Source organism: Agrobacterium tumefaciens str. B6 (assembly GCF_001541315.1).
Lineage (GTDB): Bacteria > Pseudomonadota > Alphaproteobacteria > Rhizobiales > Rhizobiaceae > Agrobacterium > Agrobacterium radiobacter.
This window is the reverse complement of record NZ_LMVK01000012.1, coordinates 234,482-259,278: the sequence shown is the minus strand read 5'-3', so window position 1 is coordinate 259,278 and position 24,797 is coordinate 234,482. Positions and strand designations below refer to the sequence as shown.

The window sequence follows — 24,797 nt, the reverse complement described above, 5'->3', positions numbered from 1 at the left end:
AGCAAGCCTTATAATTAGCACACTACTTATTTTCTGCCTATTTATTCGTAAGACTGACGATTTTCAAGTTTCTTTCACGACGGGTCTGCCATGCGATAAACTCATGGCAGCGAATCACCTTGCCGGAAGACCCCGGCACCTTGTTCCCCACCGCCTGTGGATTGCTGGGGACAACTGAAGATGTGATCAAGCTTCGTAGAGCGGACGTCAGCCTGCCACAGAGTGTTGCAACAATATCATTGACTGCCATGCCCCAGAAAGCCAAACCCGAGGTTTAAGGACAAAGGCAAAGGGAGATCGCGCAAACCATGAACGACGCTGTGAGAAAGATCACCCCCGCGCAACCGGCGGAACCGCATTACCGTGAAGCGCCGAACAATATCGAGGCCGAACAGGCGCTGCTCGGCGCCATCCTCGTCAATAACGACGCCTATTACCGCGTGTCGGACTTCCTGAAGCCCGTGCATCTTTACGAGCCGCTGCACCGCAAGATCTTCGAGGTGGCGGGCGATATCATCCGTATGGGCAAGACCGCCAATCCGGTGACGATCAAGACCTTCCTACCCGCCGACGACAAGATCGGCGATCTGACGGTGGCGCAGTATCTCGCACGTCTGGCAGCGGAAGCCGTATCGATCATCAACGCGGAAGATTACGGCCGGGCGATCTATGATCTGGCGCTGCGCCGTGCGCTGATTCAAATCGGCGAGGATGTCGTCAACATCGCCTATGACGCCCCGCTCGACATGCCGCCGCAGGCGCAGATCGAAGATACCGAACGCCGCCTGTTCGAACTGGCGGAAACCGGCCGTTACGACGGCGGCTTCCAGTCGTTCAACGATGCCGTGGCGCTGGCAATCGACATGGCGGGCGCGGCCTTCGAGCGCGACGGTAACCTCTCGGGCATCTCCACCGGCATTCACTCGCTCGATGCCCGCATGGGCGGCCTGCAGCGTTCCGACCTTATCGTGCTTGCCGGTCGTCCGGGTATGGGCAAGACCTCGCTTGCGACAAACATCGCCTATAACATCGCCGCATCTTACGAGCAGGAAGTGCAGCCGGACGGGTCGTACAAGGCCAAGAACGGCGGCGTCGTCGGCTTCTACTCGCTCGAAATGTCGTCCGAACAGCTGGCGACCCGTATCATTTCCGAGCAGACCGAAGTGTCCTCCTCGAAAATCCGTCGCGGTGACATTACCGAGGCCGACTTCGAAAAGCTCGTCGCCTGCTCCCAGATGATGCAGAAAGTGCCGCTTTATATCGACCAGACCGGTGGTATCTCGATTGCCCAGCTTTCCGCCCGCGCCCGCCGCCTGAAGCGCCAGCGCGGCCTTGATGTTCTGGTGGTGGACTACGTTCAGCTGATGACCGGCTCCGGCAAGAGCGGCGAAAACCGCGTGCAAGAAATCACCCAGATCACCACAGGCCTCAAGGCGCTGGGCAAGGAACTCAACGTTCCGATCATCGCGCTTTCACAGCTCTCCCGTGCGGTGGAAAGCCGCGAAGACAAGCGCCCGCAGCTTTCCGACCTGCGTGAATCGGGCTCGATTGAGCAGGACGCCGACGTGGTGCTGTTCGTGTTCCGCGAGGAATATTACGTCAAGAACATGGAGCCGCGCGATATTTCCGATCCCAAATATACTGAATGGGAAGCCCTGTTCGACAAGGTGAAAGGCACGGCCGACGTCATCATCGCCAAGCAGCGTCACGGACCGACCGGCACGGTGAAGCTCGCCTTCCAGTCCGAGTTCACGCGATTTACCGATCTCGCCGATCCGAGCTTCAGCCAGTACGAAGAGCATTGATCCGGACATAATAGCCGAGAGGGTATGTTTACCGTCTCGGCTATGTCCCACGTTCCGGAAACAAGGCCCGAGTCTTTTCAGAGCCTTGGTGGAATTTTCTCACAATCCGATTCCGCGCAGCAGCGCAACGGCCGCAACACCAAGCGCGGCGGCCGGCAGGAGGCTGAGACGCAGCGCCGCGATGGCGGTTAGCGCGCAGGCGATGGTTTCCGCCAGACCGCTCGCAAGCGCCGTCGGGGTGACCACGGCCATCAGGACGGCGGGAGGGACCACGCCGAGCGCCTTTTTCAGACGCGGTGTCAGGGTAAAATGACTGACCAGCAGCAGGCCGCCAAGACGCGTGGCGACGGTTGCCGCCATCATGGCAAGGATTGTCAGCAGCGTATTCGGATCAAGCGTCATGCCGGCTGCTCCGCCGGTTCCTCGTGGCCGAAGGCGGCAACGGCAAGTCCAGCCAGGGCGCCGGCGGCGATATACCAGGCGCCGGGAACAAGCGCATGGGTGAGATAGGCCGCGGAGGCACTTGCCACAAGCACGAAGCCGGTTTCCCTGCCTTTCCAGAAGCCCATGAGCAGCACGATGAAGACGGCCGGAAAGGCGAAATCCAGACCTATGACCGACATATCGCCAACCACCGTACCGAGCAGCGCCCCCGCAAGGGTCGCGAGGTTCCAGACGAGATAGATCGACAGGGCGGCCCCGGTGAAAAAGGACGCCGTCAATCGACCAGCAATGACGCGGAACTCCGACAGCGCCCAGGATTCATCCGTCAGCACCAGCATGGCCGCGTATTTCCGCCAGCCCCTGAAATCATCCAGCTTACCGGCGATGGAAGCGCTCATCAGCACATGGCGCAGATTGACCAGCAGTGCCGCAAAACCAAGTGCGCTCCAGCTTGCCGGATGGGTCCATAAATCCATCGCAACGAATTGCGAGCCGCCGGCAAAGACCAGCAGCGACATCAGCGAGGCTTCGAGCGGCGACAAGCCCTTGCCGATGGCGACCGCACCGAACACCACGCCGATCGGCACCATGGCGACCAGCAATGGGGCAGCCGCCCTCAATCCCGCACCGAACTCGCCGCTTCTTCCCGATATGGACATCGCATTCTCCCTTTCGAAAGAGAGGGATTACGCTTGCGACATCCTGCGGTCTTGAACGAAAGTGATGTTATGCGGTTTTCTGCTGAAACTCCGCTTTTTGTTTTGTCGCATTTCCGAACGGAAAACCGGGGGCCACTTTCCTGGAAATGCTTTAAACTCAGGCGACCCGGAACTGCCCCGGCGTGACGCCGGTGCGGGCCTTGAAATGCCGAGTGAAATGCGCCTGATCGGCAAAACCGCACAAAGCCGCAACCTCGGCCGGCATCTCACCGGCGCGCAAAAGGCGGCGCGCCCTGCGGATGCGCACATCCGTCAGATAGGCATGCGGGGTGATGTGAAACTCTTTCCTGAAAGCGCGGATGAGGTGGGCGCGGCTGAGACCGGCGATGGAGGCAAGTTCCTCAAGGCCGATATCGGTCTCGTAATTGTCAGAGAGATAATCGCGGGCGGTGTAAACCGCCGTTTTCTCTCGGGTTTCGACCGGCAGAATGATGGCGCTGCCGTGCTTGCCGAACAAAGCCGCCAGAACCGAGAACATGCCCTCATCCGCCTCAAGAGCACCGGATTTCCCCTCCAGCCGCCGGTGCGCCATCTGAAAGGCGGCCGCCATCTGCGGATCGCGCGGCAGAAATCTGGGGAAGGATGGTGTGCCGTGGAAAACCCTGCCCGTGACATCCTCGATGATGTCGCGCAGCAGTTCCGTATCGGGATAGATCATCCGGTAGCGATAACCGCCGCCGCCCGGTGCGCCATCGTGAATCTCATCCGGATTGATGAGATAAAGATGCCCCGGCCCCGTCTGTTCGGTGGTGCCCTGAATGGTAGAAATCTGCGAGCCGCTTTCGATCGCGCCTATGGAAAACGTGTCATGCGCGTGCGGCGAATATTCGTGGGTGAGAAAAGTCGCGCTCAGGCACTCCATGCCGCCAAAACGCCGGTCACGCCAGAAACGCGTGGTTTCCGTCGTGGCAACGGGCATGAAATCAAGGGCCTGTTCCTGCGAAACATTGTGCATGAGCGAAGTTTAGAGCATTCCGTCCTTACCGTCTTGAACAAAAGTGCTAGGGTCCCAACCGGTTCAAGATCAACCGGACGCATGGCATGACAGACGACTTCGAAGATAGCTTCCCCGAAAACGAAACCGATGCTTTCGAGCACGCACCGCTGAGGCTGACCGTCGATCTCGGCGCTCTCGCCGATAATTGGCGGGACATGAAAAAGCGTTCCGGCAAGGCGCGGACGGCGGCTGTCGTCAAGGCCGATGCCTATGGTCTCGGCATCGAGGATTGCGGCGCGACGCTTTACCATGCCGGCGCGCGCGATTTCTTCGTGGCGACTGTGGCCGAGGGTGCGACCCTGCGTTCCTATGCCCCGGAAGCGCGTATCTTCGTGCTATCAGGCATATGGCAAGGCCAGGAACGCCAGGTTTTCGACAATGACCTGGTACCGGTTCTGGCCTCCGAGGAGCAGCTTTCCTTCTGGATGGCGACGGTTGCCGAGCGTGGTGACCACCCCTGCGCGCTGCATGTGGATACCGGCTTCAACCGTCTGGGGCTGCCGCTCGACGACGCCTTGTTTCTGGCCGACGACGTGACGCGGCCGGCGAGTTTCGACCCGGTTCTGGTGCTGTCGCACCTCGCCTGCGCCGACACGCCCTCCTCGCCGATGAACAGGGTCCAGCTCGAATCATTCCGGAAGGTTAGCGCTGCTTTCGAAGGCATCGAATCAAGTCTCTCGGCTTCCGCCGGGATATTTCTCGGCCCCGACTATCATTTCGACCTCACCCGCCCCGGCATCGCCCTTTATGGCGGCGAAGCGGTCAATGACATGGCAAACCCGATGCGTCCCGTCGCCACGGCCGAAGCGCGGATCATCCAGATCCGTGAAGCGGGCGAAGGCCAGACCGTGAGTTATGGCGGCACCTTCCTGCTGAAACGGGCAAGCCGCCTTGCCATCGCATCTGTCGGTTATGCGGATGGATACCAGCGTTCGCTTTCCGGCTCCGGCATTCCGCTGCGCGAAATGGGCCATGGCGGCGCCTATGGTGTGGTCAACGGGCACAAGGTCCCCGTTGCCGGCCGGGTGACCATGGACCTCACGATTTTCGACGTGACGGATGCTCCGGCCAATGCCATCCGTGCCGGCGACTATATCGAGCTTTTCGGCCCCAATGTGCCTGTTGATGAGACCGCACGGGCGGCCGGCACCATCGGTTACGAGATGCTGACGGGGCTTGGCCTGCGTTATGAGCGGCAATATCTGATGGCCGACGACTAGGCCGCAACCTTGGCTCTTGGAAAGCGGAAGCGACCTGTGCTACAAGAGAACAAAAGGAGATCGAAATGCCCGAAATCCATTTGAGCGAGCAGGACGAGAAGTTCATCGAAGAGCAGGTGGCGGCGGGCATCTATAGCGATGCGGATGCTGTCATTCATGCGAGCCCGCAATTGCTGAGCAGTGACGAGGGAAGACTCGCGGAGCTCCGGAAGATGATTCACGAAGCTGACGCAGAGTTCGAACGGGGTGATTACGTGACCTTTTCGACGGATGATGATCTGACCGCCTACATCATCGAACGCGCCAGAAACGAAAAGTGACAAAGGCCCGCGCCTATTCGCTGTCATCGCGCGCCATTCGTGATCTTATCTACATCTATAAATATCTGGAGGATAGAAATCCGGTCGCCAGCGAACAGTTCGTATCGACCATCGAACGGAAAATCCGGGACACGGCGCGGCTAGGTCTCACAGGGGTTCCCGTGACTGGATCAGTAGCGGCCTTCGCGCCGTCAATCATAAAAATCGCTGCATCTATTTTCGTGTAAAAGAAAACGAGCTGCGCATATTACGCATCGTCCATGGCCATCAACACATTGGCGCTGAAAACGTAGAAGAAGAAAATTGACATCACATGGCCAAAGCCAAGACCCAATTCGTGTGCCAGAACTGCGGCACGGTTCACACCCGCTGGGCGGGAAAATGCGAAGGCTGCGGCGAGTGGAATACCATCGTCGAGGAAGATCCGATGGGCGGCATCGGTTCCGGGCCAGGCAAGACGCCGAAGAAGGGCCGCCCCGTCACGCTCACCTCGCTTTCCGGTGAAATCGAGGAGGCACCGCGTATCCCGACCGGCATCAGCGAACTCGACCGTGCGACCGGTGGCGGTTTCGTGCGCGGTTCTGCGGTGTTGATAGGCGGTGATCCCGGCATCGGCAAATCGACGCTGCTCATGCAGGCGGCGGCCGCCCTTTCGCGGCGCGGGCATCGCATCGTCTATGTCTCGGGCGAAGAAGCGGTGGCGCAGGTGCGCCTGCGCGCCCAGCGTCTGGGTGCGGCCGAGACCGATGTGCTGCTGGCCGCCGAAACCCATGTCGAGGATATTCTGGCGACGGTTTCCGAGGGCAAACGTCCCGATCTCATCATCATCGATTCCATCCAGACGCTCTGGAGCGACACGGCTGATTCCGCCCCCGGCACGGTGACGCAGGTGCGCACCGGCGTGCAGGCGATGATCCGGTTTGCCAAGCAGACGGGCGCGACCATGGTGCTTGTCGGCCATGTCACCAAGGAAGGCCAGATTGCCGGCCCGCGCGTGGTCGAACATATGGTTGATGCCGTGCTTTATTTCGAAGGCGACCGCGGCCACCATTACCGCATTCTGCGCACCGTCAAGAACCGCTTCGGGCCGACGGATGAGATCGGCGTGTTCGAAATGTCGGACAAGGGATTGCGCGAGGGTTCCAACCCTTCCGAACTGTTCCTCGGGGAGCGCAACGAAAAATCGCCGGGCGCAGCCGTCTTCGCCGGCATGGAAGGCACACGCCCTATCCTGGTCGAAGTACAGGCGCTCGTCGCCGCCACCTCGCTCGGCACGCCGCGCCGCGCCGTGGTCGGCTGGGACAGTTCGCGGCTCGCCATGATCCTTGCCGTGCTGGAGGCCCATTGCGGCGTGAAGCTCGGCCAGCACGACGTCTATCTGAATGTCGCCGGCGGTTACCGCATTTCCGAGCCCGCCGCGGATATGGCGATTGCCTCTGCGCTGGTTTCCTCGCTTGCCGGTCTTGCCCTGCCCGCCGATTGCGTCTATTTCGGCGAAATCAGCCTGTCGGGCGCGGTGCGGCCGGTCTCGCATACGGGCCAGCGATTGAAAGAAGCTGAAAAACTCGGCTTTTCCGCCGCACTTCTGCCTTCTGCTTCGGCTGAATTGCCGAAAGGCGGCAAGGGGCGCTGGACGGAAATCGAAAGCCTTCCGGACCTCGTGGCCCGCATCGCCGGCTCCGGCAACCGGTTCAAACAGGTTGAGGACGACGAATATTGATCCTTTCGCCAAGGGAAACAGTGGTGTAAGAGGATCGCAAAATTGGCAAGGCAGCGTCTGACAAGGCGTCGCACCTCCGGAGTTGGTATATGCCCATTACAATTTTCGACGGCATCGTCATCGCCGTTGTTCTTTTCTCCGCCATTCTTGCGATGGTACGCGGTTTTTCCCGCGAGATTCTGTCGATCGCGAGCTGGGCCGGTTCGGTCGCCGCCGCCTATTATCTTTATCCGGTCCTGCTGCCCTATGCGCGCAACTATACCGATGACGACAAGATCGCCATTGCCGGCTCGGCTGGCGTGGTTTTCCTTGTCTCGCTGATCGTGATTTCCTTCATCACCTCGCGCATTGCCGATTTCATCATCGACAGCCGCATCGGCGCGCTGGATCGCACACTCGGTTTCCTGTTCGGCGCGGCGCGCGGCATTCTGCTTTTGGTCGTCGCGGTCGCCTTCTGGAACTGGCTGGTGGATGTGAAGACGCAGCCGGAATGGGTGACGCAGGCGAAGTCCAAGCCTTTCCTCGACGGGCTGGTGGGCAAGCTGGAGGCGGTTCTGCCTGACGATATCGAGCCGCAAATCCGCGCCCGCATCCTCGGAAAGCCACAGGAACCGACGACCACGCAGGCGCCTGCGGAAGATGTGCCGGCCACAAATCCGCCGGCAACGAATAATTGACACAGTGTCGCGCCTTGCAATGCATGCAAGGCGCGCTATTTGTGCTAAATATCAAGCACGACACAGACGGACCGACCGGGGGAAATACTCACCGGAGAGGTCTTTCTTTTTTCTCGTTAGAGAGCAAGGGCAAGCCGGATGATTGAGCCGCTTTCGCATTCCACATTCCATGGGGCCACTTTCAAGGAAGAGATCGACGGCGACACGCTGCATGAAGAATGCGGCGTGTTCGGCATTCTCGGCCATGCCGATGCCTCGGCGCTGACCGCTCTCGGACTGCATGCGCCTCAGCATCGCGGCCAGGAAGCAGCCGGCATCGTCTCCTTCGATGGCAAGCGCTTCCATCAGGAACGCCATATGGGCCTCGTCGGCGATCATTATACCGATCCGGCAACCCTTGCCCGCCTGCCCGGCTCCATCGCGATTGGCCACACCCGTTATTCCACGACAGGCGAAGTGGCGATGCGCAACGTGCAGCCGCTGTTTGCCGAGCTGGAAGAAGGCGGTATTTCCATTGCCCATAACGGCAATTTCACCAACGGCCTGACGCTGCGCCGCCAGATCATCGCCACCGGCGCCATCTGTCAGTCGACGTCGGATACCGAAGTCGTCCTCCACCTCATCGCCCGCTCGCGCCACTCTTCCACCGCCGATCGCTTCATCGACGCTATCAGGCAGATGGAAGGCGGCTATTCGATGCTGGCCATGACGCGCACCAAGCTGATTGCCGCGCGCGACCCGATCGGCATCCGCCCGCTGGTCATGGGCGAGCTTGATGGTAAGCCGATCTTCTGCTCGGAAACCTGTGCTCTCGATATCATCGGCGCGAAATTCGTGCGCGACGTTGAAAACGGCGAAGTCATCATCTGCGAAATCCAGCCGGATGGTTCGATCACCATCGATGCCCGCAAGCCCTCGAAGCCGCAGCCGGAACGGCTCTGCCTGTTCGAATATGTCTATTTCGCCCGTCCCGATTCCGTCGTCGGCGGTCGCAACGTCTATACGACACGCAAGAACATGGGCATGAACCTTGCCAAGGAAGCCCCGCTGGAAGCCGATGTCGTGGTCCCGGTTCCCGATGGCGGCACGCCGGCAGCACTCGGTTTTGCGCAGGAAAGCGGTATTCCCTTCGAATACGGCATCATCCGCAACCATTATGTCGGCCGTACCTTCATCGAGCCGACGCAGCAGATCCGCGCTTTCGGCGTCAAGCTCAAGCATTCCGCCAACCGGGCGATGATCGAAGGCAAGCGCGTGGTGCTGGTGGACGATTCGATCGTGCGCGGCACGACCTCGGTCAAGATCGTGCAGATGATCCGCGAAGCGGGCGCCAAGGAAGTGCATATCCGTGTCGCCAGCCCGATGATCTTCCATCCGGATTTCTACGGTATAGACACGCCTGACGCCGACAAGCTGCTGGCCAACCAATATGCCGATGTCGAAGCGATGGCGAAGTTCATTGGCGCCGATTCGCTCGCCTTCCTGTCGATCGATGGGCTTTATCGTGCCGTTGGCGGCGAGAATCGCAACCATGCGCGTCCGCAGTTCACGGACCATTATTTCACCGGCGACTATCCCACCCGCCTTCTCGACCAGAACGGCGAGGCCATGGGCAGCAAGATTTCCATGCTGGCCAGCAACGGCTGATTTTTCAGATCAACAAGCGGCCACCGGCTTCCGGGGCCGCTTTTTTCTTGCCTTTTGTTCAGGCAAGCGCATGCGACGATATGATCGCTTGCGAAAGGCCAGCGGCGCTTCGTAGAAGGAAGCGCAATCATTTCGGGGGAGACCATGACTATCGATCTCAAGGGCCGCATCGCTCTCGTTACCGGCGCTTCGCGCGGCATCGGCTATTTCACCGCGCTGGAACTTGCCAAGGCCGGCGCGCATGTCATCGCCTGCGCCCGCACGGTGGGCGGCCTTGAGGAGCTGGACGACGCCATCAAGGCCGTCGGCGGCACGGCGACGCTCGTTCCCTTCGATCTCTCCGACATGAAAGCCATCGATGCGCTGGGCGCCAATATTTTCGAGCGCTGGGGCAAACTTGATATTCTCGTCGCCAATGCCGGCGTTCTCGGCGTCATCTCGCCGGTTGGCCATATCGAAGCGAAAGTCTTCGAAAGGGTCATGAACATCAACGTTACCGCCACCTGGCGACTGATCCGCTCGGTCGAGCCGCTGCTTCTGAAGTCGGATGCCGGCCGCGCGCTTATCCTGTCCTCGGGCGCCGCCCATAGCTGTCGCCCCTTCTGGGGTGTCTATTCCACCTCCAAGGCGGCAGTCGAAGCACTGGCCCGCACCTGGGCTGCTGAGACGCAGAAGAGCGCGCTTCGCGTCAACAGCATCAATCCCGGCGCCACCCGCACCGCCATGCGCGCTCAGGCCATGCCCGGCGAAGATCCGACAACCGTACCGCATCCATCAGAGGTGGCCGCGGCCATTCTTCCGCTCGCCTCGCCCGATCTGACCGAAACAGGCAAACTCTTCCTCGTGCGCGAGGGAAAATTCGTGGACTACCGCCAGCCGGAGTGAATATTTTCCGCTCGGAGCGGCGATACGGCCACCACGGTTGCTCTTGACCGGGCCGCACCGCCGCGCCATAAAGCAAGATATGAGAACGATGATCTGCACCTGCTGCTGAGATTTTTTTTGCTGGTTCGCCACCGGCCAGATCGTTTTCGTCTCCCGCAAGGTCAAGAAAGATAAACGTTCCGGCCAGGATAATATTCTGCCTCTAGGGAACTGCCGCATGTCCTTGCGCCTGAAATTTCACAATACACTCACACGCGAAAAAGCGGAATTTGCGCCGATCGACGCTGACAATGTGCGCATGTATGTCTGCGGTCCGACCGTCTATGATTTTGCCCATATCGGCAATGCCCGCCCGGTCATCGTGTTCGATGTTCTCTACCGGCTGCTGCGCCACGTCTTTGGCGAAGACCATGTGACCTATGCCCGCAACATCACCGATCTCGATGACAAGATCAACGCGCGGGCGCTGCGGGATTATCCGCATCTGCCGCTGAACGACGCCATCCATGCGGTGACGAAAAAGACCGCCGACCAGTTCCATGAGGATGTGGCCACGCTCGGTTGCCTTCCGCCGACCGTCGAGCCGCGCGCCACCGACTATATAGCCGAGATGATCGACCTCATCGAGAAGCTGATCGCCCGCGGCCATGCCTATACGGCAGGCGGCGAGGTGCTGTTCGATACCCGGTCGATGGCGGATTACGGCCAGCTTTCCAAACGGCCGCTGGACGAACAGCAGGCGGGCGCGCGCGTGGCGGTGGAAGCCCACAAGAAGACCCCCGGCGATTTCGTGCTGTGGAAACTGTCCTCGGATAATGAACCGGGCTGGGAAAGCCCCTGGGGTCGCGGTCGTCCGGGCTGGCACATCGAATGCTCGGCCATGGCCGGTCGCTATCTCGGTGAAGTTTTCGATATTCACGGCGGCGGGCTCGACCTCATCTTCCCGCATCATGAGAACGAAATCGCGCAATCGCGCTGCGCCAACGGCACGCATGTCATGGCCAATGTGTGGATGCATAACGGCTTCGTGCAGGTGGAAGGCCGCAAGATGTCGAAGTCCGAGGGTAACTTCGTGACGATCTACGAATTGCTGCACACGGACAAATTCGGCGGTCGGCAATGGCCGGGCGAGGTTCTGCGCCTTGCCATGCTGATGACGCATTATCGCGAGCCGATCGATTTTTCGGTGAAGCGTCTGGAAGAGGCTGAACGCCTGCTCGCCAAGTGGCCGGCGGCGGAAGCCTCAGATGCCGCCCCGGACGAAACCGTGCTCGAGGCGCTCGCCGACGATCTCAACACGGTTGCCGCCGTTCAGGCCCTGCATGCGCTGGCGCATGCCGCCAATACCGATCCATCCAGGCTGCCCGCCTTTGCGGCGAGTGCTGCCCTGCTCGGTGTCCTGCCGAAGAAGACGGAAATGGACGAGGCCATCGTTTCCGCCGTCGATGCGCTGGTTGAGCTGCGTCTGGAAATGCTGAAGGCGAAGAACTTTGCGGAGGCCGATCGTTTGCGTGACGAGCTTTCCGAGAAGGGCATTCAGCTGAAGGATGGCAAGGACAAGGAGACCGGGGAACGGACGACGACGTGGGAGTTGAAGCGGTAGGCTCCGCGTTCGAGGCTACCCCCCTCTGCCCTGCCGGGCATCTCCCCCTCAAGGGGGAGATCGACCTGCTGCGAGGTCTCGCCCATCTCAAAGCTTGAGAGTGGAGCAACGGTAGTGCTTCTAGCTGATCTCCACCCTTGAGGGGGAGATGCCCGGCAGGGCAGAGGGGGGTTAAGCGCCACGGTACGCCCTTGCTTTCGCCCACACCATACTCCAATCTCGCGGCACCCCATCAAGCTGCGAGCATTCCCGTGCCCCACGCCAAGGTCAATCCTCAACATCGGTCGCATGCCCGGCAGATGCGAAAGACTATGACCGACGCCGAACTGAAGTTCTGGAACGCTGTCCGCGCTCACCGCCTTGACGGCCTGTCTTTCAGACGCCAGCTGCCAGTCTCCGGATATATCGTTGATTTCGCTTGCCCGTCGCATAAGATCATCGTCGAGTTAGATGGGTTTCAACATGCGGAAGACGCTGCGGCGGCCTATGACCAGCAGAGAACACGGACGTTTGAGGAACTTGGCTGGACAATCCTCCGTTTCTGGAACGAGGATATTCTGAAGGACATCGACAATGTCTGTCTCCGCATTATCCGAACGGTGAAGGAGGACCGGCCATGACGACATATACCGGCGGATGCCAGTGCGGCGCGATCCGTTTTCGCGCCAGCGGGGAGCTGAAAGACAGTTCCATATGCCATTGCCGCATGTGCCAGAAGGCCTTTGGTGCCTATTACGCGCCGCTGGTTTCGGTGCGCGGCGTGGAATTTGAATGGACCCGGGGAGAGCCGAAACGCTTCCAGTCCTCCAGTGTCGTCAAGCGCGGTTTCTGCTCCGAATGCGGTACGCCGCTCACCTATGAGGCGCCTGACGGTGTGGCGGTGGCGGCCGGGGCCTTCGATGATCCCGCCGCGCTGCCGCCGACCATTCAGTGGGGCGTGGAACGCAAGATCGATTTCGTCGACAGCCTTCACACGCTGCCTGCCGTTGCCACCGAGGACGACCTGACGCAGGTGGACTATCTCGCCGATCTCGTTTCCTATCAGCACCCCGACCACGACACAGAAAACTGGCCACCGGAGAACAAATAATGAGCGAAGCGGGATTTTCCGGCGGCTGTCAGTGCGGCGCCGTGCGTTTCCATGCGGGCAAGCTCGGCCGCGCTTCCATCTGCCATTGCCGCATGTGCCAGAAACATTTCGGCAATTTCTTCGGCGCGCTGGTCAGTGCCGATCAGGCGCACCTGACCTGGACGCGCGGCCAGCCATCCCTCTTCCGCTCCTCGGCAAAAATCCATCGCGGTTTCTGCAACAAGTGCGGCACGCCGCTGACCTATCATTATCCCGGCGGCGTGGAGATCGCCATTGGCGCTTTTGACGAGCCGGAGCGCATCGAACCGCAGGTGCAGGTCAATTTCCACAAGCGCATGCCGTGGATCGAACAGCTCTTCGGCAAGCCGGCAGTGGAACAGGGCGTCGACGAGGCGGAGATCACCTCCTATCAGCATCCGGATCACGACACGGCCAAATGGCCACCCGAAGGAAACTAAGACATGACCGAAGAATTGTGCGGCTTTTACCCCGAGATCGAACCTTTCGAGACCGGCATGCTCGATGTCGGCGACGGCCACACGATCTATTGGGAAAGGGTGGGCACACGCGGTGCAAAGCCGGCGGTTTTCCTGCATGGCGGTCCGGGTGGTGGGGTGAACCCGACGCATCGCCGGGTTTTTGATCCGGCACTTTACGACGTCATCCTGTTCGATCAGCGCGGCTGCGGCCGTTCCACGCCGCATGCGGAACTGGAAGCCAACACCACCTGGCATCTGGTCGCCGACATGGAAAAACTGCGCGCACTGTGCGGCTTTGAAAAATGGCTGGTTTTCGGCGGTTCCTGGGGCTCGACGCTGGCGCTCGCTTACGCCGAAACCCATGCCGACCGCGTCAGCGAACTGGTTCTGCGCGGCATCTACACCGTCACCAAGCCGGAGCTGGACTGGTATTATCAGTTCGGCGTATCCGAAATGTACCCTGATCGCTGGGAAAACTTCATCGCGCCAATCCCTGAAACGGAACGCGGTGCGATGATGCAGGCCTATAATCGTTATCTCACCGGCGCAGACGAAACCAAGAAGCTGGAATGCGCCAGGGCATGGAGCCAGTGGGAAGGCGCGACCATCTCGCTGGTCACCGATCCGGAACGGGTCGAGGATTTCGGCGAGGACAAATATGCCATCGCTTTCGCACGCATCGAGAACCACTTCTTCGTCAACGGCTGCTGGCTGGAGGAAGAGCAATTGCTGCGCAATGCCGGCAAGCTCAGGGATATTCCGGGTGTCATCGTGCATGGCCGTTACGACATGCCCTGCCCGCTGAAATATGCCTGGCAGCTTGCCAAGGCCTGGCCGAAGGCGGATTTCCATATCATCGAGGCGGCCGGACACTCGATGAGCGAGCCCGGCATCCTTGACCAGCTGATCCGCGCAACCGACCGTTTTGCAGGGAAATAGCCAGTCCTTTCAGAGCCTTGGGCCGGCCGGATGAGAGAATGATTCACGCGGGCTTTCCAGCGGCTATCATCCGGCAGGTTACGACAGCAGCCCGTTTCAAGGGCAAACCGCCTTTTATTCATGCAGTTTTTCTCATGGACGCTTCACGGAAATGAATTGGCTCGCACCACGCCGATCCGGTATGAAGGGCCATCCCTAATAATTGGCGGTACTCCCATGGCACTCGATAAAACGCTCCCGGCCCAAGAGGGCGGCGATAGCGCGCGCGGTTTTGCTTTCGCGCTTTCCGCATATCTGCTGTGGGGGTTCCTTCCCTTCTACATGAAGGCGGTTGCGCATATTTCGCCGATCGAGGTCATCGTTCACCGCGTCGTCTGGTCGGTGCCGATCGCCGCTGCCGTACTCATAGCGATCGGGCGGACGACGGAAATCAGGGCGGCGCTGAAAAACCCGAAAATGCTTGCCATGGCGAGCCTTACGGCCGCTCTGATCAGCATCAACTGGGGTGTCTATATCTGGGCGATCGGTGCGGGTCGCGCGCTCGATGCGGCTTTGGGTTATTTCATCAATCCGCTGTTCAGCATCTTCCTCGGGGCAGTGCTTCTGAAGGAAAAACTCTATCCGGCGCAGATCGCCGCCATCGTTCTGGTGGCGCTCGCAGTCGCGATCCTCACCTGGCATGCGGGCAGCCTGCCGTGGGTTTCCATTGCGCTCACCGTGTCCTGGGGTTTTTACGCCTTCTTCCGCAAGACGCTGCCCATCGGCGCAACGCAGGGCTTCCTGCTTGAAGTCATGCTGCTGTCCATCCCTGCCGTGCTGGTCATGGCCTGGCTGGGGTTCAGCGGACAGGCGCATTTCATGGGTGGCAATGCGGCCGACACCTGGCTTCTGGCAGCCAGCGGCGTCATCACCGCCGTGCCGCTCATCCTCTATGGCAATGGCGCAAAACTGCTGCGGCTGTCGACCATCGGCATCATGCAATATATCGCGCCGACGATGATCTTCCTCATCGCCATCTTCGTCTTCAAGGAACCCTTCGACATGGTGCGGATGGCGGCCTTTGCGATGATCTGGGTCGCGCTGGCGATCTATACAGGCTCAAGCCTGCTGCGGCTCAAGCGATAGGGCCTACGGCGTCGGGATTTCTATCCTTCCTCATTCCCCGTGTTCGTCACAGGAATGAGCGAAGTGGAAGTTAATAGTCCACCAGCAATTGCGGTGTCGCGTCATAACCGAAACGCGGCTTGACGCCGAGAAGGCCTGCCGTCTGGGCGATGATTTCGCGGGTCATTGGGGCTGCTGTCGAGGCCGCCGTGCGCCCGCCGTTCACGCCGGTCCTCGGAGCATCGATCATCGTCAGCACGACATATTTCGGCCTGTGCATGGGAAAACCGGCCACGAAGGCGTTGAAATTGACATCCTTGGCGTAACGCCCATTGATCACCTTGTCGGCGGTTCCGGTCTTGCCGCCCACGTGAAATCCCTCCACCTGCGCGCCACGGCCGGAGCCCTTGATGCCGTTCCAGTTGAACAGGTAACGCATATCCGCACTGGTCTTGTCTTTGATGACGGTGCTCGCCAGCGATACCGCAGCCTCTTTCGAACGCGGCAGGAAGGTCGGCGAAATCAGGCTTCCGCCATTGATGAGGGCTGCTGCGGCCACCGCCGTCTGCAACGGGGTGGTGGCGACGCCATGGCCGAAGGAGATGGTGACGGAATTGATCTTCTTCCATGTTCTCGGCTGGGGGGGCGTGGCCACACCGGGCATTTCCGTGTCCATTCTGGTAAGAAGCCCGAGTTTCGTCAGGAACTGCTGATGTCCTTCGACACCGACCTTGTCGGCCACCGCTGCTGTGCCAATATTCGATGAATATTGAAACACCTCCGGAATGGAGAGCGGCCGGTTCCGGCCCTTGAAATCCTTGATGGTGAAGCCGCCCATGCGGATCGGCCGCGACGCATCGACCACCGAATTGAGTGTGATCGCCCCCGCATCCAGCCCCATGGCCAGCGTGAAGCTCTTGAAGGTGGAGCCCATCTCGAAGGTGGCGTTGCTCATGCGGTTGAACCAGCCCTTTTCATACTCCCTGTCGATGCTGCCATCGGCAAGGGTGCGGGAAGGTTCGTTCGGATCGTAATCCGGCACGGAGGCCATGGCCAGCACTTCGCCCGTCTCCACATCGAGGATCACCGAACCGGCGGCTTCGGCCTGATAGGCGCTTTTCGCCTTCACGACCACTTCGCGGACGATGTTCTGTACCCTGAGATCGATGGAGAGCCGCACCGGCTCCAGCGGCGCGCCGCTGGCAAGACCGACCGCGCGCAGATCGGCAAGCCCCTGCTGGTCGAGGTAACGCTCCATGCCGGCAAGCCCCTGATTGTCGACATTGACGTGGCCGATAATATGTGAAGCGGTGGGGCCACCCGGATAAAACCGTCGCTTTTCCGGCCGGAAACCAATGCCCGGTATGCCGAGATTGAGAATATCCGCCTGCTGCCGGGGCGTCAGCTGACGTCGCAGCCATTGGAAGCCGGTATCCGAACGCAATCTGCGGTGCGTTTCACGCCAGTCGATGTTGGGAATAACGGTTGCGAGTTTTTCCACCACCTCGTCTGGATCGACGATCCTGCGCGGATCCGCATAAAGCGAGACCATATTGAGATCCGTCGCCAAAAGCATGCCGTTGCGATCGACAATATCCGGCCGGGAAGCGACGGCATTGACGCCGGTGTTGATCCATACGGTCGCCACCGGTTCGGCAAGTCCATATTGGACGAGACGCGCGGCGACAACGCCATAGATGACGACAAAGGCGGCAATCAGGATGCCGAGCCTCATTCGCGCATCGCCCCTGCGGCGGGCGGCGGAGCCGAGGATCGCCTCACTGCCCTCTCCGGGACTTCTCCTGATAATGAAATGCGCCCGGCTTTTGAGCCGCACCACAAAAGCAATCATTTCCTGATGACACCCACCCTCATGGCGGCGAAAACGAATTCCGCGACAACCAACGCCCTATTGAGGCTGGCACAAGATCATTCGCGGGGCCATGGAAAGAGCGGGCGGACCGATGCCGCCGTTAAATCTGTATTAATATACATTTAAAATTGTAACGAACCCCCAAGGGGCCGTTAACAATCGTCACGCCTAGAGGCGGGAAATCACCGAGGGATCGCCTTCCGGGTTCTGCTGCGCCAGCGCCCGGTCGATGATAGCGGGCACGATATCCTTCACCTCGTCGATAACGAGCGGGTTGAGAAGGTGGGCGCGGTGGATGAAGCCCTGGTCGCGCATGTGCTGCACCAGCTCCAGCATCGGGTTCCAGAAACCGTTGATATTGGCGAAAACCATCGGCTTGGCGTGACGGCCAAGCTGCGCCCAGGTCATGATCTCGACGATCTCTTCCAGGGTGCCGACACCGCCCGGCAGCGTCACGAAGGCATCCGAGCGCTCAAACATCATATGTTTGCGCTCATGCATGTCCTTGGTGATGACAAGCTCGTTCAATTGTCCGAGAGAATGGCGCGTTGCCTCCATATCGACCAGAAATTCCGGTATGATGCCGGTTACTTCGCCGCCATTGGAAAGAACGCCGCTGGCAACCGCGCCCATGATGCCCTTGGTGCCGCCGCCATAAACGAGGCGAATGCCGTTTTCGGCAATGGATTTCCCAAGCGCGCGGCCTGCTTCCATATGGGCCGGATCACGTCCGGGCTGGGAGCCGCAATAAACGCAGATGGATCGAATCGGTGTATTTTTGTCCGTCATGAAGGGAAGGAACTATGTGCGATGCGGCACGTCAAGAAAATTTGGGAAATCCCTTGCAAATATGGCCTTTTGGCCACTCGCCGCTTGTCTGTCGCAAGGTAAGACGCTAGCAATCTCAACTCGTGTGAAAAGCTTGAAATACCCGGAGATTCCAGGATGAAAAACAATAAAGCCGGTTTGCTGGCGCTGATCGTGCTGGGCATTGCGTCCCTGCTCATGATCTTTTTCGTCCTGCCGCGGATTTCCAATGACGGCAAACCGATCGGCGACGCCATCAACGAGGCCGGCAACGCCGTGAAGAACAGCGTTGAAATGGGCAGTGACAAGGCGGGCGACATCCTCTCCGATGCGGCCGAGGAGACGGCCAACATCGCCGATAAGGTGGGACGTCTGGCGGCTTCCGCAACCCAGTCGATCAAGGATCTGACCACTCTTTTCGCCGATAGCAAGGTTCCCTCCGACGCCGATTTCGCGGCGGCGCGCAAGAAGGTCGAGACCTCGCTCAAGGAACTGACGAATATCGAAATTCCCGAGTCGCTGGATGAAACGACGTCGCGGCTCATCACCACGGCCCGCACTGCGGCCGAACGCACCACGGCGTTCCTGCGCGGCCTGCCTGACAATGCTGCGGCGGCGGCGGCACAGGTGCGTCGTCTGGCGGGCGTCTTCGCCGGCACCGACGATGGTGCGCCCGAACCGGCAAAGCCGGCCGCAGCACCAGCCGATACGGCACAGTCTTCTTCCGGCGCGCCGACTTTCGACGTGCTGCGCGTCGAGCCCGATGGTTCGGCCGTAATCGCCGGCAAGGCGCAGCCCGGCGCAAAGCTCGAAATCCTCAGCAACGGCAAGGTGGTCGCCCAGACGACCATTGACGGCACCGGCGATTTCGCCGCCGTTTTCGACAATCCCCTGCCCCCGGGCGATCACGAGCTCGTGCTGCGTTCAACCGACGCCAATGGCAAGGCGACGCAGTCCGAGGAAGTGGCGACCGTTTCCGTGCCTGATGGCAAGGCGGGCGAGCTTCTGGCCATGGTTGCCAAGCCTGGCAAGGCGAGCCGCGTGCTGGCCATGCCGGAGGCAGCACCTCCGGCGCTTCAGCCGCAGGCCGCACCATCGCAACAGCCTGCGGCCACATCTGAGACCAGCGCCAACCCCGCCGCCGCGCCGCTCGCCGGTACTACAGCTCCGTCCGCCGCGGCTCCGCTAACGTCGAGCGTTCAGGTCACTGCCGTCGAGTTCGAAGGATCGAAGATTTTCGTCGCGGGTTCCGCGCCCACCGGTTCGACGGTGCGCGCGCTTGTCGACGACACGGAAATCGGCAAGATCACGACGGAAGCCTCCGGTCATTTTGTCATCGAAGGCGATGTCGATCTTGCCGTCGGCAGCCATATCATCACCGTCGAGGAACTGAATGCCGACGGCACCGCGAAAGTGCGCGTGCGCGTTCCCTTCGAGCGGCCGCAGACCGATCAGGCAACCGTCGCCATGCAGGCGCCATCCACCTCATCTTCGGCGACCACGACCGCGGCACCGGCTGAAAACCAGAGCACGGCAAGCGACCGCGCCGCTTTCGAAAAGCTGCGCGCCGATGTCGCCAAGGCCTTCGGCATTCTCTCCAATCTCTACAGGGATCAGGCGACGCCGGCGCTCGACCAGGCCATTGCCGGCCGCCCCGCCGTCGTCATCGGCCTGAAATCGCTTTCGGAATTCCGTACAGCGGCCGCGACCGAGCCCGCCTTCACCGCCTTTGCGGGCGATATCCCCGCCAAGGCGCGTCAGCTGCTGACATCGGTCGAGGCATGGCCGAACGACGTGGCGGCAATCGGCAAGGGCATCGCTTCGCTCGCAAGCCGGCTCTCCGAACTGCACATCACCGCGCCGCCCGCACCGGCACCGCAGGCCCCTGCTGGCCCGCAGACCTTCGAGCAGGCGCCGCTGGCCGAAAGCCAGAACAGCGTCATCATCCGCCGCGGCGATACGCTGTGGCAGATTTCGCGCCGCGCGTACGGACAGGGCGTGCGTTATACGACCATCTATCTCGCCAACGAGGACCAGATCAAAAACCCCGACCTGATCGAGCCCGGCCAGATTTTCGGCGTGCCAAAGGAAGCCCTGCCGAATGCGGAGGAACTTCACCGCAAGCGGCTGAAGAGCGGTTCCTGAGCATTTGAAGCGTTGCGGTGAACCCGTGACGACCCTATCTGTGACACGCGCGGCGGCTTGACCAGAGCCGCCGTCCTGCTGTCGGCTTCCGGCAGTGACCGGAGAGAATGATGGCCACGACCAAAAAAACAATTTCGGCGGATTCCAGCAATCCGACCCAGACGCTGATCAATCTCTGGCCCTATATGTGGCCGGAGGGTCGGTGGGACCTGAAGATGCGGGTGGTCTGGGCGACCGTATTCCTCATCGTCGCCAAACTGGTGCTGATCGCGGTTCCCTATTTCTTCAAATGGGCAACGGATGCGCTGAATGGCAAGCTCGATATGGCGGGACTGGTCCCGGCCTTCCTGCTCGGCGCCGTCGCGCTTGTTATCGCCTATAATCTGACGCGGCTGATCCAGGTCGGGCTCAACCAGCTGCGCGATTCCCTCTTTGCGAGCGTCGGCCAGCATGCGGTGCGCCAGCTCGCCTACAGAACCTTCGTGCACATGCACCGGCTTTCGCTGCGTTTCCATCTGGAGCGTAAGACCGGCGGGCTTTCGCGGGTTATCGAGCGTGGCACCAAGGGCATTGAAACCATTGTCCGTTTCACCATCCTCAACACAGCGCCGACCTTCATCGAATTCCTGCTGACGGCGATCATCTTCTGGGCTTCCTACGGTTTTTCCTATGTGCTGGTCACGGTCATCACCGTCTGGGCCTATATCTGGTTCACCGTGCGGGCCAGCAACTGGCGTATCGGCATTCGCCGCGCCATGAATGACAGCGACACCGACGCCAACACCAAGGCGATCGACTCGCTCCTGAATTTCGAGACGGTCAAATATTTCGGCAATGAGGAGATGGAGGCGCGACGTTTCGATGTCGCCATGGAGCGCTATGAGAAGTCGGCGATCTCGATCTGGACGTCGCTCGGCTGGCTGAACTTCGGTCAGGGCGTGATCTTCGGCATCGGCTCGACCGTTATGATGGTGATGTCGGCGCTTGCCGTGCAGCGCGGCGAACAGACCATCGGCGATTTCGTCTTCGTCAACGCGCTTCTGCTGCAGCTTTCGGTGCCGCTCAACTTCATCGGTTTCGTCTATCGCGAAATCCGACAGGGCCTGACCGATATCGAGCAGATGTTCGACCTTCTGGAGGTGGAAGCCGAAGTGACCGACAGGCCGGATGCAGAACCGCTCGTGGCTGGCCCAGGTGCCATCTCCTTCCGCGACGTGCATTTCGCCTATGACCCCGAAAGACCGATCCTGAAGGGCGTTTCCTTCGACGTGCCGGCGGGCAAGACGGTGGCGATCGTCGGGCCTTCAGGTGCGGGAAAATCGACGATCTCGCGGCTGCTCTATCGCTTCTACGATATTCAGGAGGGCTCCGTCACCGTCGACGGACAGGACATTCGCGACGTGACGCAGAAGAGCCTGCGCTCGGTGATCGGCATGGTGCCGCAGGATACCGTGCTCTTCAACGACACGCTTGCCTATAACATCCGCTACGGTCGCCCCTCGGCAACCGACGAGGAACTGAGGGCGGCGGCGGATGCGGCGCAGATCAGCGCCTTCATCGGCAAGCTGCCGGAGGGTTACGCGACCATGGTAGGTGAACGGGGCCTGAAGCTTTCCGGCGGTGAAAAGCAGCGCGTGGCGATTGCCCGCACGATCCTTAAAGCCCCGCCGATCCTCATTCTCGACGAGGCTACCTCGGCGCTCGACACCCACACCGAACAGGAAATCCAGAGCGCGCTCGATATCGTCTCGAAGAACCGCACGACGCTGGTTATCGCCCACCGGCTTTCCACCGTCATCGGCGCGGATGAGATCATCGTGCTGAAGGAAGGGCTGATTGCCGAACGCGGCACCCACAGCTCGCTGATGACGCAGAACGGTCTCTATGCCTCGATGTGGAGCCGCCAGCGCGAGGCGATCCGGGCGGAAGAAATGCTGCGTCATGTTCGCGAAACCGACGATCTGGGTGTCATCGACCGCGGCGAACCCGCCCATTGATGGCTATACCCGGGGTAACTGGGCCAACGGACGAACCCCGCCATTGCCGCGCGGGGCGTTTGGCTGTAACCAGCTAGGCAAAATTTGTCGCATTGCCGTGTGGAGCGTGTCGTATCACGACCACATATAGACGCGGCAGACGAAAACCGGAGCAAGGAATCTCATGAATCTGTTCGACACCATTCGCAACACCATCGTACCGATCCACAAGGAAGGTTATGTCTTCGTGGCGGCCTTCTTCGTCGCATCGCTGGTGCTCGGCTGGATCGCCGAACCGCTGTTCTGGGTCGGCCTCGTCCTGACGGCCTGGTGCGCCTATTTCTTCCGCGACCCCGAGCGCGTCACGCCGCAGGATGACGACCTCATCATCAGCCCGGCCGACGGCAAGGTTTCCGCCGTGCAGAGCGTCGTTCCGCCGCTGGAGCTGGAACTCGGCAAGGAGCCGCTGGTGCGCATCTCGGTGTTCATGAACGTGTTCAACTGCCATGTGAATCGCGCGCCGGTACGCGGCCGCATCGTCAATGTCGCCTACCGTCCCGGCCTCTTCCTCAATGCGGAAGTGGACAAGGCCTCGGAAGACAACGAGCGCAACGGCCTCGTCATCGAAACCGCGCATGGCAAGGTCGGCGTGGTGCAGATCGCCGGCATGGTTGCACGCCGCATCGTCTGCTGGGTAAAGCCGAATGAACCGGTTGATGCCGGTGAGCGTTTCGGTCTTATCCGTTTCGGTTCGCGTCTCGATATCTTCCTTCCCGCAGGTTTCGAGCCGCGTGTATCGGTCGGCCAGACGGCGATTGCCGGTGAAACCGTGCTTGCCGAATTCGGCTCGGCCAAGGGTCCGGTCGTCAGCCGCCGCGGCTGACGGAAACAGGAAGGGCATGCGCATGGAAACGCCGATCGCCGAGCCGCAACAGAACGGCAAACCCGAGGGCCGCAGCGACAGCGGCCGTGGACCGCGGCTGAGGGAAATTCCCTTCCGCCTCGTCGTTCCCAATCTCATCCCCGTTCTGGCCATCTGTGCGGGCCTGAGCGGCGTGCGTCTCGCCATTGAGGGCCGCTTCGAGCTGGCCGTCGGCATGGTGCTGCTGGCAGCCTTTCTCGACGGCATAGACGGGCGTATCGCCCGCATGATGAAAGCGACGTCGAAATTCGGCGAGCAGATGGATTCTCTGGCCGATATCGTCAATTTCGGTGTCGCCCCTGCCCTCGTGGTCTATGCCTACCTTCTAGATCAGGCGCGTTCCATCGGCTGGATCGCCGCACTCATCTATGTCATCGCCGCCGGCCTGCGTCTGGCGCGTTTCAACGTCATGATCGAGCGGCCGGTAAAGGCGCCATGGCAGAATGAATTTTTCGTGGGCGTGCCGGCCCCGATGGGCGCCATGCTGGTGCTTCTGCCTGTCTATCTCGGCTTCCTCGGCGTCGAGCCGGATAAGCCTTTCGCCTATGTCGCTGCCGCCTATACGGTCCTGATCGGTTATCTCCTCATCAGCCGCCTGCCGGTCTGGTCGGGAAAATCGGGCACCAGCCGCATCCGCCGCGATCTGGTGCTGCCGATGATCCTCGTCGTCGTGCTCTATGTGGCGATGCTGATGAGCTTCACCTGGGAAGTTCTGGTTCTGACCGTCGCCGCCTATCTCGTCTTCATTCCCATCAGCGCCCGCCTCTGGCACCGCCGCTACGGCACGCTGACAATCGAGGAAGACGCGCATGACGACGCGAACGGCGGCAACGGCCTCGATCGCGGCATTTAAAACCGCAGGTTTATTTTTTCTCGCTACAAGCCGGCGCAGGGTGTGACGCAAAATGTCGCAGCCTGAAAAGCCGGCTTCGTTTTTTTCGCCTCGAATCCGTCAAGATTAGCCGCGAAAGAAGTGGCTCACACGCATCGCAACGGCGATTGGCGTGAATTGTGGAGAGAGAGAAATGACGAACGAGACGAAGGCACAGCCGCAGGCGAAGCCCGACCTCAACAGCCACTACCGCCCGCTCGGACTGAAGGCCGTTGCGGCCGCAGCCCTGATGCTGAAGCGTAAGCCCGCTGCCAAAACCGCCTGAAAATATTCGCTTTTTTGATTTTCCCGGTTTTTGCGGACTACCCGGAAAACGGAGAGTTGCGGACGGAAGATCAACAAGCATGCGGCGCCTTTTCCGGGCGCCGTTTTTGTATATGGCGTTCCGCGAAACTGCGGATCGTCAATCATTTGCAAAATTGGCAGCCTTCTGTAACGAAGCTGAAACGAAAATGTAGTAAAAATCTCGCCTTCCACAAGAAGGCTATACGAACAGCGACGTATAGATTAGTGAATACAAAAGAACTTTTCTA

The 24,797-nt window shown here is 60.4% G+C and carries 24 protein-coding genes; 19 read left to right on the top strand and 5 right to left on the bottom strand.

What is annotated here, in order from left to right; all coding sequences use genetic code 11:
- The first annotated feature begins 308 nt into the window (after positions 1 to 308).
- Positions 309 to 1,805, top strand: coding sequence for a replicative DNA helicase (locus ASB65_RS11420; protein ID WP_003502052.1), 1,497 nt, complete (start codon positions 309 to 311; stop codon positions 1,803 to 1,805).
- 99 nt (positions 1,806 to 1,904) lie between these two features.
- Here the strand turns inward: ASB65_RS11420 and ASB65_RS11415 are convergent, their stop codons facing one another.
- The 3 genes from ASB65_RS11415 to ASB65_RS11405 form a co-directional block, all read right to left on the bottom strand.
- Positions 1,905 to 2,207, bottom strand: a complete 303-nt coding sequence (locus tag ASB65_RS11415) for an AzlD family protein (protein WP_020009504.1) — start codon at positions 2,205 to 2,207, stop codon at positions 1,905 to 1,907.
- Positions 2,204 to 2,908: an AzlC family ABC transporter permease gene (locus ASB65_RS11410; RefSeq protein ID WP_060724024.1), complete on the bottom strand. Its 705-nt coding sequence runs from the start codon at positions 2,906 to 2,908 to the stop codon at positions 2,204 to 2,206. Before ASB65_RS11410 ends, ASB65_RS11415 begins: the two co-directional genes overlap by 4 nt.
- 157 nt (positions 2,909 to 3,065) lie before the next feature.
- On the bottom strand, positions 3,066 to 3,923 hold the full coding sequence (locus ASB65_RS11405) for an AraC family transcriptional regulator (RefSeq protein ID WP_060724023.1): 858 nt from the start codon (positions 3,921 to 3,923) through the stop codon (positions 3,066 to 3,068).
- Between the two features lie 86 nt (positions 3,924 to 4,009).
- Between ASB65_RS11405 and alr the strand changes: the two genes are divergently transcribed.
- From alr to rarD, 13 genes are all read left to right on the top strand, one after another.
- The gene (gene alr / locus ASB65_RS11400) at positions 4,010 to 5,185 is read left to right on the top strand and encodes an alanine racemase (RefSeq protein WP_060724022.1); all 1,176 of its coding nucleotides are present in this window, start codon (positions 4,010 to 4,012) and stop codon (positions 5,183 to 5,185) included.
- 65 nt (positions 5,186 to 5,250) lie between these two features.
- A complete protein-coding gene (locus ASB65_RS11395; protein WP_060724021.1) occupies positions 5,251 to 5,505 on the top strand; it encodes a type II toxin-antitoxin system ParD family antitoxin in 255 nt (84 codons plus the stop codon).
- Entirely contained in the window at positions 5,502 to 5,732 is a 231-nt protein-coding gene (locus ASB65_RS11390; RefSeq protein ID WP_060724020.1) for a type II toxin-antitoxin system RelE/ParE family toxin, read from the top strand. Before ASB65_RS11395 ends, ASB65_RS11390 begins: the two co-directional genes overlap by 4 nt.
- A gap of 86 nt (positions 5,733 to 5,818) precedes the next feature.
- Positions 5,819 to 7,225 (top strand): DNA repair protein RadA, encoded by a 1,407-nt coding sequence (gene radA / locus ASB65_RS11385; protein WP_060724019.1) that lies wholly within the window; start codon positions 5,819 to 5,821, stop codon positions 7,223 to 7,225.
- 89 nt (positions 7,226 to 7,314) lie between these two features.
- Positions 7,315 to 7,902: a CvpA family protein gene (locus tag ASB65_RS11380; RefSeq protein ID WP_003502039.1), complete on the top strand. Its 588-nt coding sequence runs from the start codon at positions 7,315 to 7,317 to the stop codon at positions 7,900 to 7,902.
- 138 nt (positions 7,903 to 8,040) lie between these two features.
- Positions 8,041 to 9,549 carry an amidophosphoribosyltransferase gene (gene purF / locus ASB65_RS11375; RefSeq protein ID WP_060724018.1) on the top strand — a complete coding sequence of 503 codons (1,509 nt, stop codon included), beginning with the start codon at positions 8,041 to 8,043 and terminating at the stop codon, positions 9,547 to 9,549.
- A 144-nt stretch (positions 9,550 to 9,693) separates the two neighbouring features.
- Positions 9,694 to 10,434 carry an SDR family NAD(P)-dependent oxidoreductase gene (locus tag ASB65_RS11370; protein ID WP_003502023.1) on the top strand — a complete coding sequence of 247 codons (741 nt, stop codon included), beginning with the start codon at positions 9,694 to 9,696 and terminating at the stop codon, positions 10,432 to 10,434.
- A 217-nt stretch (positions 10,435 to 10,651) separates the two neighbouring features.
- Positions 10,652 to 12,037: a cysteine--tRNA ligase gene (gene cysS / locus ASB65_RS11365; protein ID WP_060724017.1), complete on the top strand. Its 1,386-nt coding sequence runs from the start codon at positions 10,652 to 10,654 to the stop codon at positions 12,035 to 12,037.
- A gap of 311 nt (positions 12,038 to 12,348) precedes the next feature.
- A complete protein-coding gene (locus tag ASB65_RS11360) occupies positions 12,349 to 12,657 on the top strand; it encodes an endonuclease domain-containing protein (RefSeq protein ID WP_060724016.1) in 309 nt (102 codons plus the stop codon).
- The gene (locus ASB65_RS11355; protein WP_060724015.1) at positions 12,654 to 13,127 is read left to right on the top strand and encodes a GFA family protein; all 474 of its coding nucleotides are present in this window, start codon (positions 12,654 to 12,656) and stop codon (positions 13,125 to 13,127) included. Before ASB65_RS11360 ends, ASB65_RS11355 begins: the two co-directional genes overlap by 4 nt.
- Positions 13,127 to 13,585: a GFA family protein gene (locus tag ASB65_RS11350; RefSeq protein ID WP_003502014.1), complete on the top strand. Its 459-nt coding sequence runs from the start codon at positions 13,127 to 13,129 to the stop codon at positions 13,583 to 13,585. The genes ASB65_RS11355 and ASB65_RS11350 overlap by 1 nt, the downstream gene beginning before the upstream one ends.
- 3 nt (positions 13,586 to 13,588) lie before the next feature.
- Positions 13,589 to 14,545 (top strand): prolyl aminopeptidase, encoded by a 957-nt coding sequence (gene pip / locus ASB65_RS11345; RefSeq protein WP_003502012.1) that lies wholly within the window; start codon positions 13,589 to 13,591, stop codon positions 14,543 to 14,545.
- A 216-nt stretch (positions 14,546 to 14,761) separates the two neighbouring features.
- Positions 14,762 to 15,670, top strand: a complete 909-nt coding sequence (gene rarD, locus ASB65_RS11340) for an EamA family transporter RarD (protein ID WP_003502010.1) — start codon at positions 14,762 to 14,764, stop codon at positions 15,668 to 15,670.
- 70 nt (positions 15,671 to 15,740) lie between these two features.
- Here the strand turns inward: rarD and ASB65_RS11335 are convergent, their stop codons facing one another.
- Positions 15,741 to 17,501 carry a peptidoglycan D,D-transpeptidase FtsI family protein gene (locus tag ASB65_RS11335; RefSeq protein ID WP_060724014.1) on the bottom strand — a complete coding sequence of 587 codons (1,761 nt, stop codon included), beginning with the start codon at positions 17,499 to 17,501 and terminating at the stop codon, positions 15,741 to 15,743.
- A 189-nt stretch (positions 17,502 to 17,690) separates the two neighbouring features.
- Positions 17,691 to 18,311, bottom strand: a complete 621-nt coding sequence (locus tag ASB65_RS11330; protein ID WP_003502006.1) for a TIGR00730 family Rossman fold protein — start codon at positions 18,309 to 18,311, stop codon at positions 17,691 to 17,693.
- A 156-nt stretch (positions 18,312 to 18,467) separates the two neighbouring features.
- On the opposite strand from ASB65_RS11330, the gene ASB65_RS11325 reads away from it, so the two are divergent.
- The 5 genes from ASB65_RS11325 (at position 18,468) to ASB65_RS29090 (ending at position 24,529) form a co-directional block, all read left to right on the top strand.
- Positions 18,468 to 20,474 (top strand): LysM peptidoglycan-binding domain-containing protein, encoded by a 2,007-nt coding sequence (locus ASB65_RS11325; protein WP_060724013.1) that lies wholly within the window; start codon positions 18,468 to 18,470, stop codon positions 20,472 to 20,474.
- Positions 20,475 to 20,584: 110 nt separating this feature from the next.
- Positions 20,585 to 22,471 (top strand): ABCB family ABC transporter ATP-binding protein/permease, encoded by a 1,887-nt coding sequence (locus ASB65_RS11320; RefSeq protein ID WP_060724012.1) that lies wholly within the window; start codon positions 20,585 to 20,587, stop codon positions 22,469 to 22,471.
- A gap of 163 nt (positions 22,472 to 22,634) precedes the next feature.
- Positions 22,635 to 23,333, top strand: coding sequence for a phosphatidylserine decarboxylase (locus ASB65_RS11315; protein ID WP_060724011.1), 699 nt, complete (start codon positions 22,635 to 22,637; stop codon positions 23,331 to 23,333).
- Between the two features lie 22 nt (positions 23,334 to 23,355).
- Positions 23,356 to 24,225, top strand: a complete 870-nt coding sequence (pssA, locus tag ASB65_RS11310; protein WP_060724191.1) for a CDP-diacylglycerol--serine O-phosphatidyltransferase — start codon at positions 23,356 to 23,358, stop codon at positions 24,223 to 24,225.
- 172 nt (positions 24,226 to 24,397) lie between these two features.
- Positions 24,398 to 24,529 (top strand): hypothetical protein, encoded by a 132-nt coding sequence (locus ASB65_RS29090; protein ID WP_003496883.1) that lies wholly within the window; start codon positions 24,398 to 24,400, stop codon positions 24,527 to 24,529.
- Positions 24,530 to 24,797: the final 268 nt, after the last annotated feature.

Excerpts from the sequence above, each read along its gene's own strand:
- ASB65_RS11420 (WP_003502052.1), top strand. The coding sequence starts at position 309 with ATGAACGACGCTGTGAGAAAGATCACCCCCGCGCAACCGGCGGAACCG.
- ASB65_RS11405 (WP_060724023.1), bottom strand. The coding sequence starts at position 3,923 with ATGCACAATGTTTCGCAGGAACAGGCCCTTGATTTCATGCCCGTTGCC.
- ASB65_RS11315 (WP_060724011.1), top strand. The coding sequence starts at position 22,635 with ATGAATCTGTTCGACACCATTCGCAACACCATCGTACCGATCCACAAG.
- ASB65_RS11370 (WP_003502023.1), top strand. The coding sequence starts at position 9,694 with ATGACTATCGATCTCAAGGGCCGCATCGCTCTCGTTACCGGCGCTTCG.
- ASB65_RS11320 (WP_060724012.1), top strand. The coding sequence starts at position 20,585 with ATGGCCACGACCAAAAAAACAATTTCGGCGGATTCCAGCAATCCGACC.
- ASB65_RS11335 (WP_060724014.1), bottom strand. The coding sequence starts at position 17,501 with ATGATTGCTTTTGTGGTGCGGCTCAAAAGCCGGGCGCATTTCATTATC.
- radA (WP_060724019.1), top strand. The coding sequence starts at position 5,819 with ATGGCCAAAGCCAAGACCCAATTCGTGTGCCAGAACTGCGGCACGGTT.
- ASB65_RS11360 (WP_060724016.1), top strand. The coding sequence starts at position 12,349 with ATGACCGACGCCGAACTGAAGTTCTGGAACGCTGTCCGCGCTCACCGC.
- ASB65_RS11415 (WP_020009504.1), bottom strand. The coding sequence starts at position 2,207 with ATGACGCTTGATCCGAATACGCTGCTGACAATCCTTGCCATGATGGCG.
- ASB65_RS11330 (WP_003502006.1), bottom strand. The coding sequence starts at position 18,311 with ATGACGGACAAAAATACACCGATTCGATCCATCTGCGTTTATTGCGGC.
- ASB65_RS11325 (WP_060724013.1), top strand. The coding sequence starts at position 18,468 with ATGAAAAACAATAAAGCCGGTTTGCTGGCGCTGATCGTGCTGGGCATT.
- ASB65_RS29090 (WP_003496883.1), top strand. The coding sequence starts at position 24,398 with ATGACGAACGAGACGAAGGCACAGCCGCAGGCGAAGCCCGACCTCAAC.
- ASB65_RS11380 (WP_003502039.1), top strand. The coding sequence starts at position 7,315 with ATGCCCATTACAATTTTCGACGGCATCGTCATCGCCGTTGTTCTTTTC.
- rarD (WP_003502010.1), top strand. The coding sequence starts at position 14,762 with ATGGCACTCGATAAAACGCTCCCGGCCCAAGAGGGCGGCGATAGCGCG.
- ASB65_RS11410 (WP_060724024.1), bottom strand. The coding sequence starts at position 2,908 with ATGTCCATATCGGGAAGAAGCGGCGAGTTCGGTGCGGGATTGAGGGCG.
- ASB65_RS11355 (WP_060724015.1), top strand. The coding sequence starts at position 12,654 with ATGACGACATATACCGGCGGATGCCAGTGCGGCGCGATCCGTTTTCGC.
- pssA (WP_060724191.1), top strand. The coding sequence starts at position 23,356 with ATGGAAACGCCGATCGCCGAGCCGCAACAGAACGGCAAACCCGAGGGC.
- alr (WP_060724022.1), top strand. The coding sequence starts at position 4,010 with ATGACAGACGACTTCGAAGATAGCTTCCCCGAAAACGAAACCGATGCT.
- ASB65_RS11350 (WP_003502014.1), top strand. The coding sequence starts at position 13,127 with ATGAGCGAAGCGGGATTTTCCGGCGGCTGTCAGTGCGGCGCCGTGCGT.
- pip (WP_003502012.1), top strand. The coding sequence starts at position 13,589 with ATGACCGAAGAATTGTGCGGCTTTTACCCCGAGATCGAACCTTTCGAG.
- ASB65_RS11395 (WP_060724021.1), top strand. The coding sequence starts at position 5,251 with ATGCCCGAAATCCATTTGAGCGAGCAGGACGAGAAGTTCATCGAAGAG.
- cysS (WP_060724017.1), top strand. The coding sequence starts at position 10,652 with ATGTCCTTGCGCCTGAAATTTCACAATACACTCACACGCGAAAAAGCG.
- purF (WP_060724018.1), top strand. The coding sequence starts at position 8,041 with ATGATTGAGCCGCTTTCGCATTCCACATTCCATGGGGCCACTTTCAAG.